This is a genomic window from Rheinheimera sp. F8 (assembly GCF_001518915.1).
Map to the genome: position 1 here is coordinate 3,732,985 of NZ_CP013656.1, position 15,067 is coordinate 3,748,051.

A 15,067-nucleotide genomic window follows, 5' to 3' on the forward strand; every position below is an offset into this window, starting at 1 on the left:
TATCATTCCCCTGTTAATTGGTCAGTTCGCGCCATGATTGCATGCCAACATTACGTGTCGGATCAATGGTTCTGGACTCGATACAGCCACCTTCGCAGTTATTAAAACTCTTAATAATATCGCCAATTTTCGCCAACCGGGTTACCGAATTCAGACTGCTGACCTTGATCCCACTGACGATGGTTGGATTACCAGACACTGTGACCTCGTCGTCTTCGTCAAAATTGTCATTACCGTCGAGATCAAAAAAGGATTTTTTCAGCCGCGCCCCAGTATACGGCGACACCGCCATCAAATAGCCGGATCCACTGGGGTTACAGACATTGGTGTCCGGGATTGTGGTATTCATCACCAGCTCAGGTCCAACCATTAGCGGCATGTCGACAATCCGTTCACGCGTATCAATCAGGTCCATATACCAGCCTTTTTTACCGGCAGTCAGGCTGTTGGCAGCAGTGATCACCCGCTCAGTTCCGACATTGGTAATTGTCCGGCTGTCCAGTTCGGTCCGGCCACTGATTGCGGCGCCATCCATAATGCCATACCAGGTTTGCTGGTCTGAATTACTTGGATCGTTGACATTCAGGTAGCGGCCAGTACCAAAAAACAACCAGACTTTGCCCGTAGTCGGCTGCACACTGGCCAGTACACCGCCGGTGACCATCTGGCGGGCACCGCTGCCATTTTTCGCCTGAAACAACGGCTGGCCGCTATATGCAATATTCCACGCCGACGTCGATGTTGAAGAGATGTCAAACTTCCAGACATTGCCATGCAAATCGGCGCCATATACCCATTCGGTATTGCCATCCGCGTCGACGTCCAGCAGATTCACCTCGGCCATGCCATTTGGATCGCCGGCGGTACCCTGGCCTGTCGCCAGTTGTTTGACAATATTGCCTGTGGCGATATCAATCACCAGTAAGCCAGATTGGTTAGTACTGTTGTTGTAGCCGTAACCTGCAACTACCACCCATTGCCCTGACTTCGTGCGGGTCACCTGAGGCGTGCCCAGATACGAACCAAGCTCAGAAAAGGTTTTATCCCACAGGACTTTGCTGGCGGTGATACTACCTGGATCTGTTACATCGATGGCAAACAAACCATTGCCGCCGCGCCCCATAGAACCAATCAACACGCTGCGCCATTCGCCGCCGATGTAAACGTCAGCCACCACCGGTGAACCATCCACGGAAAATTTGTGACTATAGGTCGGTTCAGAATATTTCTTCAGCACATTGACCGTATCAGATGGCAACGGTGCCATCACCGCTTTAGGGATATAGGCCATGACTTCGACCCCGTTATTGGCGTTAAAACCATGCAACATACCGTCATTGGCTCCGACATACAGCATTGGTGTGCGGGTTTTGGCGGCGCCTTCGATAAAGGTCCGATAGGTGCTGGCACCAGTCCAGTTGTAACGGTGGTAGCTTAAATCATAAGGGCCTTCGACCAGCTCTGGCGATGAATTCACTAAATCGCCGAGGATCTTCCCGCGATTACGATAAATGCCGCCTGGATTGCGTTTTTCCAGCGTAGTATCTCCGCGCAGATAATCCAGCACTGTGCTGACATTACCCAACGCAGTTTTTTCGGCCGTTGACAAATTACTCCAGGTAAAAGTTTTGGCGGTGCCGCTATCTGCACCATATAGCAAATTGCGGCTGCCATGAGCCGGCATCACATCAGTCGCTTTCCAGATCGGTGTCACTGTGTCTTCCGTATCATAGGCCCACAAGTCTCCGGTCCATTCGCCGGCGACATAACGCGCCTGATACAGATTCGATTCAGATTGCAGCGAGTTAATCGCCGTGGCGGCAATATTCGACGAGGTGCCTATCCGCTCAGCAATCGCGCTTAATGTGTCGGCAAGGCCGGCAGAAAATGCATTGGGGTCACTGGCCGTAAAGAAACCACCGCGGCCATTTACCGATGCATGTAGCAGATCATCAATTTTGCCTGGATCGGTCGATGGACTGGCCCAAGGCACACTGGCGCCGGAATTAATCGCATTAAAGGCAGTGGTCGGATTGACTGATCCCTGCACACCAAACCCAACACCAAAAGTGACCATATGCTGCCAGAATGCCGGGTTCGCGGCCGAGGTTGGCACCGTATTTTCCATCTTCCGGTTCGCAGCCCAGCCTGCATCCAGATCGTTTTTCCAGAAGTTCATCGCGATATCCGCCAGCGTATCTTTGGTAGAGTAAGCAAAAGGATTTTTCGGTGTATAGGTGTAAGTCCGGCCTTTTGGCCCGGTAATGGTCGAGCTGGCTACGTTATCGTGTTCGCCGCCGCTGGCGCTATCGTTGTAATAGCCATCAGTCATCAGAATGGTGAAGCTTTGGCGGCATTCCAACAAAGCCGACGAAGAATTAGTCGGGTCCACCCGCCATGGCTCTTCGGTTTTAAAGTAGTTGCCGGCAGACGTCAGTGCCGTGCGCAGCGGGGTACCACCAGAATCTGGCGGCAAGGTATAAAGCCAGTTAAAAAACGCCGTGCGACTGGTGCCACTAAACTGACGAACGCCCACTTTTGACGACATTTCATTGATGGAACCATAACCGACACGCATGGCGGTACTTTGCTGATGGAAAGCCGCGCCGATCCCAGCTTTGGCTGCCAACAGACGGGTGCGGTAATAAGAGTACCAGTTGGCAAAATTTTGTTGTTCAGTCGCACCACTCAGCGATTTCTGTGTGTAACAGGAATCACTGTAAACGCTATTGATACAACCTGTCGTGTAGGTGTAATAAAAGGCCGCGCCAGCTGTCCCGCCCGGGCTGATGGCAAAGACTGTTTTCGCGCCGGTGCCGACACTACCGGACGCCATAATAGCGCGGTATCCACTGCTGAGATTGACTGTACTCGAACCGGTAACATAACCATCCACTTTAGCGGCAGTAAATGTCGCCGGGCCAAATGTTGTGCCATCCGCTTTCATGGGTACCGGATAGGTAACCGCTGGATTGTAATACAGTTTATTTAAATGAGAGGATGCCAGAAAGGCCCGGCCATTGGTGCTGTAATAACACATGCTCATGCCGGCATGAGTGTTTTTGGAGCAGCTGTCATTGACGTTGGCATTGTCTTCCAGGTTTTCCGGCATCATGCCTTGCAACATCGAACCAGAGTCATCGATCACAAAGAAAATATTAGGGTCGACTGTCGAACCGGTTTCCAAAGGCGCAGATGCAATATCTATCGCCGCCTGCACCGTGCCACTTGCCAGCAAGGCGCCACACAGCAGCGATTGCCAGTGCCATTTGTGCTTTTCCATCATGCTTCTCCTGTCGACAAGACGTTAAATACGCCACACGACTTGCACCACCACGGCCGCCCGCCCAGCCTGTGGCTGATTGCGCACGGTAATGCGGTAGGTCTGCCGTTCACATAAAGGGTTTTCTTTCGGTTTACAGGTAGGGTCTTGCCGGCTGGTCCATGATCCCATGTTTTCAACCAAAAACTGACCATTGTAATTGACCCCATTGACGGCCACCGCCACAACGCCAGCATTAGCCCAGATCGCCGCATTGTTCCAGCGATCTGCCGTGCCCTGCGCCGGTACCGGAATTGGCGCATTAAACCAGGCACTGCCAGCCGCCGGCGGCAGCAAAGTGCTCACCTGACGCAAAGTAGCTTCAGTCACTTGTTTGGCGACTTCCCGATCGTTCAGATTGGACGCCATTTTCTCTTGCAGGGTGGTGCCCCGCATCGCGCTGACCGCCAGCAGTGTGATCGCAACCAGCATCAGCATACTCAACACTAAAGCGATACCGCGTTGTTGTTGCATCATAGTTCCGGCCTCAATGATTACGCAGGTTGATCACCTGCGTGAAGGTGCGCAAGCCTGCCGCTACCGGCATTTTTGCATCGTTTGCCAGCGTCAGTGTCGCCCGCAGCGCCACGACTTGTTCCCAGTCAGGCACAGCATTGGCATCGACATAATTAGCGGTATCCCGCGACAAATACTGCACCTGTAAATTTTCTACACCCGGCAAAATTTCTTCAGCACGCATCTGCCCGGCGACTAATGCCACGCGATACAGTGAATTACCATCGGCATTGGTACCGACAAACCAGCCTACTGTTTCCAGCGGCATCACGGTCCCGGCGTCCGCTGCCAAACTCTGCTGGAAGTTGACCCCGTTGGCACCAAAACCAAAGTTCAGCGATGCATTGCCCGGCCCACCGGCGCCAACTGCGTGGCTGATATTGTTGCCAGCAATAGCAGTCACCTGAAAAATCACGGCCATTTTAGAATCACAGGCCAGCACAATGTCATTGGCGACGATGCCTGCCACATTCTGATTGATCACCAGCGGCGGGACAGCGGTTACGTTGTGGGAGACAATCGATGCGCTGGTACCGCGACCATACATCAGTTGTACCCCATCGGTGCCCGCGACCGGCGGAATACCGGCGCCGGCAAACTGCGGCACAGCCCCTTGTTCATGACCCTGGATGCCGGCGGTCCAGACCGCCCACCAGGCCAGCGGTGGATTCAGTACATTCACCACCCGCTGCGTGATCATATTGCCGCAACCGGAAAAGCCGGCATGCATCGCATCCCGGCTGAGTAGCTGAAAACTCACCTGGCTGGATTGTTGTGATTGCATCAGCCGTTGTTGCACCTGGGCGGTCTGAATATTGGACACGTATACCCCGACAACGCCGGCGACCAGAAAACTGCCCAGTAATAATGCAATCATCAGCTCGGTCAGAGTAAAACCAATGTTGGCCCGGTAAGTTTGTCGCTTCATCATCAAATCCTTACCTGCTGCCGTAGTGTCATCACTGCAAGTCCACCGAGTGCCCGCGAATCATCCCAACTGACGACGATGGTATAAATCCGGTTCGCACCGTCGTAGGACACTTCACCGCAACTGGTGGCGGCCGCGCCCAATGCCAGTTTCAGCTCATTCATCCATTGTGTGCGTTCCACATTCTGAATCGAACCGTTGAGACTAATGGTATTGCAGGTTTTCGCCAGGATATAGACACCAGTCCGAGCCAGCAAGGCATTGGCGCGGATGCGCTCTGCCATGCTGCCAGCCAGCATCACTGCCATAGTACGTTGATGGGCACTCTGGCTATTTTTCAGATTCATCGTCTGCAAACCTGCCACGCCTAACAAACCAATCGCCAGTACTAATACTGCAATCATGGTCTCCAGCAGCGAGATACCTTGCTGAGTTTTGAGTGTTGACACAGGATTCATAAACAACTCCCGTTGGTGTTTTGTGTCACTTGTCGCAGCCGACCACCTGAGTTAAAGCGCACTTCGTACAAATTTGGCTTCAGCGCACTTTGCGCTATACAGATCCGGATGGAGTCGCTGAGCGGCGTATTGTTGCCAAACACCCGGATTAACCCCTGAGAATTAAAACGCATGGCGTGCTGCGCACCGGCAAGCGCACTGCCAGAACTGATGGTTACCGAGCTGTCACTAAATTGCTGCGCCCGTAACACCGGACCGATTTCTGCGCCGATCGAGGCACCGGCAGCGCGGATCAGCCAGCCACTCCAGCCGGATGACGGCGGAGCCGAACACACCAGACCATCGCTGCTATGACAGAACAACACATTTTGATTCAGCCGAATGGCTTCAGTGCGGGCAAATACCAAGGCATTTTGGATCTCACGGCTTTGCGACTCCAGTTTACTGCTGCCACCAATGGTGGAAAAACCAGGTCCGGCCACGATAATGCCGATGCTGAGGACTACGATAGCCACCAACAATTCAATCAATGTGACGCCTTGGATCTGATGCGCAGACTTCATAAGTTCAATCCTGTGCAAAGAAAAAGAGAAGGGCAGTGTCAATATCATGCCGCAACGGAACTGAAATTTCGAACCGTATATCGGGAAATTCTGACCGTTGGTCAAGGACAGCGGTTTTGCTGAATGCTGCTACGTTAATCAGGCTGCAGTAATAACCGGATCTGTGCCAGTTCACGGCGGCTGATCTCCGGCTGCACAGGGCAATCCCGCAACTGTAACAAATGCTGCCCGTCGGCGGAGCGACTAATGCCACAGATACGTTCAGCGAGCACCAGCGTATTGCGGTGGATCCGCACCAGTTGCTGCGGATACTTTTCCTGCAACTGTTTGAGGCTGGTTTCTGTCAGCGCTTCCCCGCCCTGATATACCAGCCGCACATATTTATCATCTGCCTGCAGATAAAACAGCTCACTAAGCAAAATACTGCGTTGTTCCAGACCGACCCGAAAACTCAGACGGGGTGCCTGTTGTTTTTGTTTTTCCAGATGCACCCGCGTGCTGACACCAAGGCGTTCCAGACATTGTTGTAACGACTCAAGGCCGATTGGTTTGAGCAAATAACCGGCTGGGGCTACCTGATACGCAGCCAGTGCATGTTGCGGATGCGCGGTGACAAAAATCACCGCCGGCGGTGGCTGGTTACGCGCAAGAGCAGCGGCAACGCTCAACCCGTTCGCCCCTGGCATCTCGATGTCCAGAAAGACCAGATCTGGGGTCAAATCGGCACACAGCTGCAGTGCCTGAGCGCCATTTTCTGCCTCCGCAACTACTTGATAGCCCGGGATCTGGGCCAGCAAGCGACTAAGCCGGCTGCGGGCCAAAGGTTCATCATCAACGATCAGCACGCGCATCGGTAATGTCCCCCGGTAGCGGTAAGGTTAATTTTAAGCCGTAACTGTCCGGACTCATGACAGCGACGAGCCGGGCCTGATCACCATACATCAATTCCAGCCGGCGGCGGATATTGCTCAGCGCAATGCCGTTGCCACCGGAATGCGGCCGCACATCGCCACGCGGATTTTCAATCAGCAAACTGACAGCACCTTCGCCAACGCTCAGTTCCAGTCGGATCAAGCCTGGTTCAGACCGGGTTTCAATGCCGTGGCGAACGGCATTTTCCAGCAGCGGCTGGAGTGTCAGACATGGAATTTTCAGCAACGGCAGCTGTGCCGGCACCAGCCACTGCAACTGCAATCGATGTTGCAACCTTAATTGTTCCAATGCCAGATAACGCCGTGCCAGCAACAGGTCTTCTTCAAGAGTGACCGCCGTATCAGAATGCAGTGCGGCACGGAATAAACTGGCGAGGTCCAGCAGCGCCTGCTCTGCCAGATCGGGTTGGCTGTGGGTCAGCTCCGCCGCAGTATTGAGGCTGTTAAATAAAAAATGTGGCCGGATCCTGGCCTGCAGTGCATCGAGTTCAGCACGCGCCTGCGCGTCCAGCCGCAACCGTTGCTGCACATACAAAATCCCCAGCTGAATACCGATCACGCCGACCAGCAGGCTCATCAGCAGCACTTGCAGCAAAAAACTGTGGTAGTCGCCGGCGCCCGGCCAGCCGGTACTTTGTAAAAACTGATGGGCAAAAGTGCCGACCACCAGACTGATCAGCAATAATAACAAAAGGAAAAACCAGGCCAGCGCCGGCGGATTGAACTGCCGCCAATAGCGCTGAAATACACAAAGCATTGCCAATAGCGGCAGCGTTACCCAATGCACAAATAAGGAAATCAGCCCCAGGCGCGACCAGAACTCAGTGGTCACACCCGGCACCAGCGCCAGCAGAATTGCCAACGCCTGGGCGAGGATGATGATGCGAAGAACAGTGCCGCTGCGGCAAAACTCCGGCAGTAATTGTTCGACCGGCATGCGAGGTGCCACTGCATTACGTTGCAGATCAGCACCACGCTGCCGGCGGCTCACTCAGCGCAGCTCCGCCGGCACGGCAAAGACTACGTTCTCTTCGCGGCCCGGGTGCTCAATCACTTGTTTGCCACCCCAGGCCGTCAATTGCTGTACTACTTGCTGCACCAGCACCTCAGGCGCTGAAGCACCGGCCGTAACGCCGACGGCTTTCACGTCTTTTAGCCAGTCTTGCTGAATATCTTCAGCAGTATCAATCAGATAAGCACAGCAGCCCATTTTTTCTGCCAGTTCACGCAACCGATTGGAGTTACTGGAGTTTTTCGCGCCAACCACCAGCAATAACTGCACTTTTGCAGCCAGTTCGCGCACGGCGTCCTGGCGGTTTTGTGTGGCGTAGCAAATATCGTCTTTACGCGGCCCTTCGATATCCGGGAATTTTTGCCGCAGCGCGTCAATCACATCGGCTGTATCATCGACCGATAACGTCGTCTGACTGGAGAAGCACAGCTCAGCCGGGTTTTTCACCTGCAGTCTTTCAACATCTTCCACGGATTCAACCAGATAAATGCCGCCTTCCGGATTGTCGTATTGGCCCATCGTACCTTCGACTTCCGGGTGACCGGCGTGGCCAATCAGAATACACTCCACGCCTTTGCGGCTGGCGCGGGTCACTTCCATATGGACTTTGGTCACCAGCGGACAAGTCGCATCAAAGACTTTCAGACCCCGTTGTTTCGCATTTTCCCGCACCGCCTGTGACACACCATGCGCCGAGAAAATCACGATATTACCGTCCGGCACTTCGTTCAGTTCATCAACAAACACCGCGCCACTACGGCGCAGGCCGTCAACAACAAACTTGTTGTGCACCACTTCGTGACGCACATAAATCGGCGGCTCATACAGTTCCAGCGCACGGGATACTATGCTGATCGCACGGTCAACACCGGCACAAAAACCACGTGGGTTGGCAAGAAAAATATCCATAATCAGTTGATTACCTGCACAATTTCGACGTTAAAAGTCAGAGTCTGCCCGGCGAGCGGATGATTAAAATCAATGGTGACTGAATCACCGACCACTTCACGCACCAGTCCTGGCAGTTCAGAGCCATCCGGCATCGCAAAACCGATGATCATACCGACCTGCGCCGGCGCATCCAGCGAAAACTTACTGCGATCAACATAATAAATATTGTCTGGATTTGGCATGCCATAAGCATCCTGCGGTGCCAGCGTGAAGGTCTTTTTATCACCAGCCTGCATACCGCTCAGCTCTGCTTCAAAGGCCGGTGACAAAGAACCATCACCCATTTGCAGCTTGGCCGGTTTATTATGGACGCGGGTACTTTCAGCGGCACTGCCGTCAGAAAGTTTGATATCAAAGTGAAAAATGACGGTACTGCCTGCAGCAATCATCAATTTGTCCTCGTTTGCGCCGGTTCACTATCGGACGAAAAGCTATCCCAGATCAGTAAACCGGCACCAAGCGTAATGGCACAATCGGCGATGTTAAATACCGGATAGTGCCACTGCTGGTAATACACATGAAGAAAATCAACCACAAAGCCATACAGGCTACGGTCAATTAAATTCCCGACAGCGCCGGCAATAATCAGCACCAGCGCCAGGCTCAGTTTCAGCTGCGAGCGCTGCAACCGGCTCAGCCAGACACTGAGTACGCAAGTCACGACAATCGCGATCGCTGTAAACAACCAACGTTGCCAGCCACCGGCATCACCGAGGAACGAAAAGGCCGCACCGTAATTGCGCGCATAGGTAAAATTAAACACCGGCAATAACTGAATTGACTCGCCCAGCGTGAAATTCTGCACTACCCAGATTTTGCTGAGCTGGTCAGCGACCAGCACCAACAGCGCTATCCACCAGAAGCGCCAGCCTGTTGCATTGAATAAACGCATCAGGCAAAAGTCCTGTGTTCGCCGGCGCCTTCGACATTGTCGACACAACGCAGGCAAATCAGCGGATGCGCAGGGTTTGCCCCCACATCATGGCGATGATGCCAGCAACGGTCGCACTTGGCAGCCGTCGAGGTTTGCACCTGCACAGACAGTCCGGCCAATCCCGTCGCCACCGCATCCGCAGGCGCTGTTTCGACTTTGACCGCCGCGGTCGACGTCATCAGCACAAAACGCAGTTCATCACCGAGTTGCAGCAATTGCGTGCCCAGCTCACCTTCTGCATACAGCGTGACTTCCGCTTGCAATGACGCACCAATTTTTCCGTCCTTGCGTGTGACTTCGATGACTTTATTCACTTCATCCCGCACCGCCAGCAACTGGCGCCAGAACGCGTCCGACAGCTTGCCAGTTGGCACTGCCGCAAAACCATCGTACCAAACACCGGTAAAGACAAATGGCTCCGTACGCGCCGGTAACGCTTCCCAAATTTCCTGCGCGGTGAAGCTCATGATTGGCGCCATCCAGCGCACCATGGCTTCAATGATGTGGTAGAGCGCGGTCTGACAAGAACGGCGCGCCAGACCATCGGTTTTGGCGGTGTACTGACGGTCTTTAATCACGTCTAAATAGAAACTGCCCAGTTCCACAGTACAGAAGTTCATCAGCTTCTGGCTGACCAGGTGGAACTGATAATCGAGGTAATCGGCTTCGATTTCTTTTTGCAATTCAGCCGCACGTTGCACCATCCACAGGTCCAGCTCGACCAGTTCATCCAGTGGCACTAAATCGGTAGCCGGGTTAAAACCGTTCAAATTCGCCAGGATAAAACGGGCGGTGTTGCGGATGCGGCGGTATTTGTCGGCAGCGCGGTTTAAGATCTCATCCGACACTGTCATTTCTGAGGTGTAGTCGGTGGTCGCCACCCATAAACGCAGAATATCGGCACCCAGCTTGTTCATCACATCCTGCGGCGATACGACATTGCCGAGCGATTTCGACATCTTGCGGCCTTCACCGTCGACAGTGAAACCATGCGTCAATACTTGTTTGTACGGCGCGTGACCTTTGATCGCAACACCAGTCATCAAGGACGACATAAACCAGCCGCGGTGCTGATCCGAGCCTTCCAGATACATGTCGGCCTGAGTGGCGCCGCCAAATTCAGGGCGTGGATCAATCACGCAGGCGTGGGTCACGCCAGAATCAAACCAGACGTCCAGCGTGTCGGTGACTTTGACATAATCAGCCGCTTCTGCGCCCAGCAGTTCTGTTGCTTCTAAATCAAACCAGGCCTGAATACCGGCCTGCTCTACTTTGACAGCAACTTGTTCCATCAGGGTTTTAGTTTGTGGATGCAATGCACCGGTGTCTTTATGCACGAACAGCGCAATAGGCACACCCCAGGTGCGTTGACGTGAGATACACCAGTCAGGACGACCAGCCACCATATTTTCAATCCGTTGCTGACCCCAGTCCGGGATCCAGCGGGTGTTGTCGATTTCTTTTAACGACGTCGCGCGCAGACCGGCCTGATCCATGCTGACAAACCATTGTGGCGTTGCGCGGAAAATGATCGGCGTTTTGTGACGCCAGCAATGCGGGTAGCTGTGTTTGTAGGCTTTATGTACCAGCAAGGCGCCGGCGGCTTGTAATGCTTCGACCACAGAATCATTGGCTTTAAACACATGCTGACCGGCAAACAGCGGCGTATCCGGCAGGTAAACACCGTTGCCACCGACCGGGTTCGCAACTTCCAGACCATACTTCTGACCAACCACAAAGTCTTCCTGACCATGGCCAGGCGCCGTATGCACAGCACCGGTACCTGAATCGGTCGTAACATGCTCACCCAGTACGACCGGTACTGTGAAGTCATATAACGGATGCTGCAGTTGCACCAGTTCCAGTGCTTCGCCTTTGGCAAAACCGAGCGCATGGTATTTTTCAATGCCGGCGCGGGCCATCACGTCTTTGACTAAATCTGTGGCCAGCACCAGACGCTCAGCGCCATTCGGGCCTTCTTCGACCTGCACCAGGCTGTAACTTAACACGGCATTCAGCGCTACAGCGCGGTTAGCCGGGATGGTCCATGGCGTGGTGGTCCAGATCACTACAGAAACTGGGCCTGTACCAGCATGACCAGCCGGGTGATCGAATTTGTCGGCAACCGTCTCGTCGACCACGCGAAAACGTACGTCGATAGCCGGCGAGACTTTATCCTGATATTCCACTTCGGCTTCGGCTAAAGCAGAACCACAGTCAGTACACCAATGCACCGGCTTAAAGCCTTGATGTAAATGGCCATTTTCAATGATGCGTGACAAAGAACGGATGATATTGGCTTCAAAAGCAAAATCCATGGTGCGGTATGGATTGTTCCAGTCGCCGAGTACGCCTAAGCGGATAAAGTCAGTTTTTTGCGCTTCGATTTGTGTCAGCGCATATTCACGGCATTTTTCGCGAAATTCGGCAGCAGTTAACTTCACGCCCGGTTTGCCGTATTTCTTCTCGACAACCAGCTCAATCGGCAGACCATGACAATCCCAGCCCGGCACATAAGGCGCGTCAAAATCGGCCAGAGTACGGGATTTAACAATGAAGTCTTTCAGGATTTTATTGACGGCATGGCCAATGTGAATGTTGCCGTTGGCGTACGGCGGGCCGTCATGCAGGATAAATGTTTTTTTGCCCTTTTTCGCGGCACGGATCTGGCCATATAAATCGGCGGCAGTCCAGTTCGCTAACATTTGCGGTTCACGCTGCGCCAGGTTGGCGCGCATCGCAAAGGCCGTATCTGGCAGGTTCAGGGTATGTTTGTAATCACTCATCCGATCAATCCCGTGTTGGCTGTCGCAAACCGCAGCAAGCGGTGCGGACGTTAAATCTGCGCGGCAAAAAAAGCCCGGGCCGCGTCGGCATCGTGCTGAATTTGCTGCTGTAATTCATCAATCGAGCTGAACTTCTGTTCAGCGCGGATTTTTTTCCTCAGCACCACTTCAATTTGTTGGCCATATAAATCGCCTTTAAAATCAAAGAAGTGAGCTTCTAATTGTTCGACACGGCCCTGGACTGTCGGGCGTAAGCCGATATTGGCGACGCCGCGAAAATGGCCTAGTGCGCAATGTGCTTCGATTGCATATACCCCATGCAACGGCAGCTTTTTCCGGTACAACCAGACGTTTGCAGTGGGGAAACCCAGCTGCCGTCCAAGCTTCTGACCATGCCGGACCCGTCCCATCAGCGAGAATGGCCGCCCCAGCATTGCTGCGGCGCTGTCGAGTTCGTCAGCCGCAAGTGCTTCGCGGATCAGCGTACTACTGACCCGGTGCTGTGCCAGTTTCAGGCTGGCGGTCGGCGTTAAACCAAACCCATGCTCAGTGGCGGCTTGTTGCAACAAAGCAAAATTCCCGGCCCGGTTTTTACCAAAACAGAAATCGTCACCGACGATCAGATGCCGTACATCGAGTTTTTCCAGCAATAACTGCCGGATGAAAAAATCGGGTTCCTGGCCGGCAAAAGCCCGGTCAAATTTGACACAAAGCAAACGGTCTAATCCCTGCTGCGCCAGCCAGTGATATTTTTCCCGAAACCGCGTCAGACGTGCCGGCGCCACCTCTGGCTTAAACAGCTCCAGCGGTTGAGGTTCAAACACCATCACCACTGCCGGCAATTGCAGTTGCCGGGCAATTTGCCTGACCTGCGCCAACACCGCCTGATGCCCCAGATGGACGCCATCGAAGTTGCCAATGGTCAGCACACAACCCCGGTGCTGCGGCAGAATATTCTGCAGGCCACGAATCAACTCCATCCGTTTGCGCTTCTCTGTCTTGCTGTCTAAACGGCCGATTATAACGACATCAGTCGTGACTTTCAGCAACAGATTGCCGTTTCAGGTCGCGCAATCGGACACCTAACAGCCCCAGCGCAACAAAATACAGCGGAACCGCCGCCAGAATAACCAGTCCGACGGTTTTTGCCCGCACGGCAAAACTGCTATCACGCAGCATTGCCATGTCTGGCAACAGATACCAAATCAATGCAGCCATCGTAGTTGCAGCCAATAAAGCGCGGCCTATCGTCAATAGAGTGTGGCGTGATACCTGGTAAATATCGGCTTTTTTAAGGCCCTGATATAACAACCAGGCATTCAGCGCCCCTGACATCGTGGTCGCAAGTGCGAGGCCAACATAACTGATAAAAGGCGCCAGCATCAGGTTAAATACCATGTTGGCGACCATCGCAATAATGCCAATCCGCACCGGCGTTTTAATGTCCTGCCGCGCATAAAACGCTGGCGCCAGCACTTTAATCAACATCAAAGGCACCAGGCCGATGCAATAGGCAATCAGGCTCCAACTGGCCTGGGTGGCGTCAAAAGCAGTAAATTTACCGTGCGCAAATACTGTCAGCAGGATCGGTTCTGCCAGTGCAATCAGGCCAAACATCGACGGGATACCCAACAAACAAATCAGGCTGATGGACCAGTCGAGGGTGGCGCGAAAATCTTTCTGATTATCCAGCGCATGCAGGCGTGACAGACTGGGCAGGATCACCGTCGCAATGGCAATGCCAAACATGCCAAGCGGAAATTCCAGCAGACGATCCGAGTAGTACAGCCAGCTGACCGAGCCGGTTTGCAAGAAAGACGCGATAATAGCATCAAGTAACAGATTGATTTGACTGACAGATACGCCAAACAACGCCGGCAGCATCAGCTTACGGATCCGCACGATATATTCGTCGTGCCAGGCCCAGCGCGGCCATACCAACAAACCTGCTTTGGCCAAAAATGGCAACTGGAATAAAAACTGAAACAAACCACCGAGAAACACGCCCCAGGCCAGTGCCGCCGCAGGATCTTCGGTATAAGGTGTCAGCCACAGCGCTGCACCGATCATCGCAATATTCAGAAAAACCGGGCTGAACGCCGCCACGGCAAACTTGTTATAAACATTCAGCACTGCGCCTGACAAGGCGACAAAAGTGATGAACCATAAATATGGAAAGGTTATTTTCAGCAACACACTGGCTTGCTCGTATTTGGCGGCATCAGGTCCACCACGCAGATAATCTTCAAACCAGCCCATACCAAACAGCGCCATCAGCACCGGTGAGCCGAGCATTGCCAATAACGTCACCACTGTGACAATCATCCCCAGTGTGCCTGCGGCCTTTGCCATCAGCTCGCGGACCGCGTCATCACCATGCTTGGCTTTGACTTCGGATAACACCGGCACAAACGCCTGCGAAAATGCGCCTTCAGCAAACAGGCGCCGCAAAAAATTCGGAATGCGGTTAACCATCAAAAAGACGTCGGCAGCTGCACCGGCGCCGAGCACATTGGCAGTGACAACATCACGGACCAGGCCGAGAACGCGGGAAATAAGCGTCATCACGCTGACGATCATACCGGATTTCAATAACTTCGCAGACAAGGTAAACTCCATGTTTTAGCTGTGACGCTATTGTCACTAAAGCCTCTGCTGAATGCCA

The 15,067-nt window shown here is 53.4% G+C and carries 13 protein-coding genes; all 13 read right to left on the minus strand.

Going from position 1 to position 15,067, the window contains the following annotated elements:
* Positions 1-13 precede the first annotated feature (13 nt).
* The gene (locus ATY27_RS16640; RefSeq protein WP_208931721.1) at positions 14-3,286 is read right to left on the minus strand and encodes a PilC/PilY family type IV pilus protein; all 3,273 of its coding nucleotides are present in this window, start codon (positions 3,284-3,286) and stop codon (positions 14-16) included.
* Between the two features lie 21 nt (positions 3,287-3,307).
* The gene (locus tag ATY27_RS16645; RefSeq protein WP_208931722.1) at positions 3,308-3,799 is read right to left on the minus strand and encodes a PilX N-terminal domain-containing pilus assembly protein; all 492 of its coding nucleotides are present in this window, start codon (positions 3,797-3,799) and stop codon (positions 3,308-3,310) included.
* Between the two features lie 10 nt (positions 3,800-3,809).
* Positions 3,810-4,769: a PilW family protein gene (locus ATY27_RS16650; RefSeq protein ID WP_208933531.1), complete on the minus strand. Its 960-nt coding sequence runs from the start codon at positions 4,767-4,769 to the stop codon at positions 3,810-3,812.
* Positions 4,769-5,224, minus strand: a complete 456-nt coding sequence (gene pilV, locus ATY27_RS16655; protein ID WP_208931723.1) for a type IV pilus modification protein PilV — start codon at positions 5,222-5,224, stop codon at positions 4,769-4,771. The genes ATY27_RS16650 and pilV overlap by 1 nt, the downstream gene beginning before the upstream one ends.
* A complete protein-coding gene (locus tag ATY27_RS16660; protein WP_208933532.1) occupies positions 5,221-5,787 on the minus strand; it encodes a GspH/FimT family pseudopilin in 567 nt (188 codons plus the stop codon). Before ATY27_RS16660 ends, pilV begins: the two co-directional genes overlap by 4 nt.
* Before the next feature lie 134 nt (positions 5,788-5,921).
* Positions 5,922-6,638, minus strand: coding sequence for a LytTR family DNA-binding domain-containing protein (locus tag ATY27_RS16665; protein ID WP_208931724.1), 717 nt, complete (start codon positions 6,636-6,638; stop codon positions 5,922-5,924).
* Entirely contained in the window at positions 6,619-7,710 is a 1,092-nt protein-coding gene (locus ATY27_RS16670; RefSeq protein WP_208931725.1) for a histidine kinase, read from the minus strand. The genes ATY27_RS16665 and ATY27_RS16670 overlap by 20 nt, the downstream gene beginning before the upstream one ends.
* The gene (gene ispH / locus ATY27_RS16675; protein ID WP_208931726.1) at positions 7,711-8,640 is read right to left on the minus strand and encodes a 4-hydroxy-3-methylbut-2-enyl diphosphate reductase; all 930 of its coding nucleotides are present in this window, start codon (positions 8,638-8,640) and stop codon (positions 7,711-7,713) included.
* 2 nt (positions 8,641-8,642) lie between these two features.
* Positions 8,643-9,071: an FKBP-type peptidyl-prolyl cis-trans isomerase gene (gene fkpB, locus ATY27_RS16680; RefSeq protein WP_208931727.1), complete on the minus strand. Its 429-nt coding sequence runs from the start codon at positions 9,069-9,071 to the stop codon at positions 8,643-8,645.
* Entirely contained in the window at positions 9,071-9,574 is a 504-nt protein-coding gene (lspA, locus tag ATY27_RS16685) for a signal peptidase II (protein WP_208931728.1), read from the minus strand. The genes fkpB and lspA overlap by 1 nt, the downstream gene beginning before the upstream one ends.
* Positions 9,574-12,402 (minus strand): isoleucine--tRNA ligase, encoded by a 2,829-nt coding sequence (ileS, locus tag ATY27_RS16690; protein WP_208931729.1) that lies wholly within the window; start codon positions 12,400-12,402, stop codon positions 9,574-9,576. Before ileS ends, lspA begins: the two co-directional genes overlap by 1 nt.
* A 50-nt stretch (positions 12,403-12,452) precedes the next feature.
* The gene (ribF, locus tag ATY27_RS16695) at positions 12,453-13,382 is read right to left on the minus strand and encodes a bifunctional riboflavin kinase/FAD synthetase (RefSeq protein ID WP_208931730.1); all 930 of its coding nucleotides are present in this window, start codon (positions 13,380-13,382) and stop codon (positions 12,453-12,455) included.
* A gap of 49 nt (positions 13,383-13,431) precedes the next feature.
* Positions 13,432-15,009: a murein biosynthesis integral membrane protein MurJ gene (murJ, locus tag ATY27_RS16700; protein ID WP_208931731.1), complete on the minus strand. Its 1,578-nt coding sequence runs from the start codon at positions 15,007-15,009 to the stop codon at positions 13,432-13,434.
* Positions 15,010-15,067: the final 58 nt, after the last annotated feature.

Excerpts from the sequence above, each read along its gene's own strand:
- ATY27_RS16640 (WP_208931721.1), bottom strand. The coding sequence starts at position 3,286 with ATGATGGAAAAGCACAAATGGCACTGGCAATCGCTGCTGTGTGGCGCC.
- ATY27_RS16645 (WP_208931722.1), bottom strand. The coding sequence starts at position 3,799 with ATGATGCAACAACAACGCGGTATCGCTTTAGTGTTGAGTATGCTGATG.
- ATY27_RS16650 (WP_208933531.1), bottom strand. The coding sequence starts at position 4,769 with ATGATGAAGCGACAAACTTACCGGGCCAACATTGGTTTTACTCTGACC.
- pilV (WP_208931723.1), bottom strand. The coding sequence starts at position 5,224 with ATGAATCCTGTGTCAACACTCAAAACTCAGCAAGGTATCTCGCTGCTG.
- ATY27_RS16660 (WP_208933532.1), bottom strand. The coding sequence starts at position 5,787 with ATGAAGTCTGCGCATCAGATCCAAGGCGTCACATTGATTGAATTGTTG.
- ATY27_RS16665 (WP_208931724.1), bottom strand. The coding sequence starts at position 6,638 with ATGCGCGTGCTGATCGTTGATGATGAACCTTTGGCCCGCAGCCGGCTT.
- ispH (WP_208931726.1), bottom strand. The coding sequence starts at position 8,640 with ATGGATATTTTTCTTGCCAACCCACGTGGTTTTTGTGCCGGTGTTGAC.
- fkpB (WP_208931727.1), bottom strand. The coding sequence starts at position 9,071 with ATGATTGCTGCAGGCAGTACCGTCATTTTTCACTTTGATATCAAACTT.
- lspA (WP_208931728.1), bottom strand. The coding sequence starts at position 9,574 with ATGCGTTTATTCAATGCAACAGGCTGGCGCTTCTGGTGGATAGCGCTG.
- ileS (WP_208931729.1), bottom strand. The coding sequence starts at position 12,402 with ATGAGTGATTACAAACATACCCTGAACCTGCCAGATACGGCCTTTGCG.
- ribF (WP_208931730.1), bottom strand. The coding sequence starts at position 13,382 with ATGGAGTTGATTCGTGGCCTGCAGAATATTCTGCCGCAGCACCGGGGT.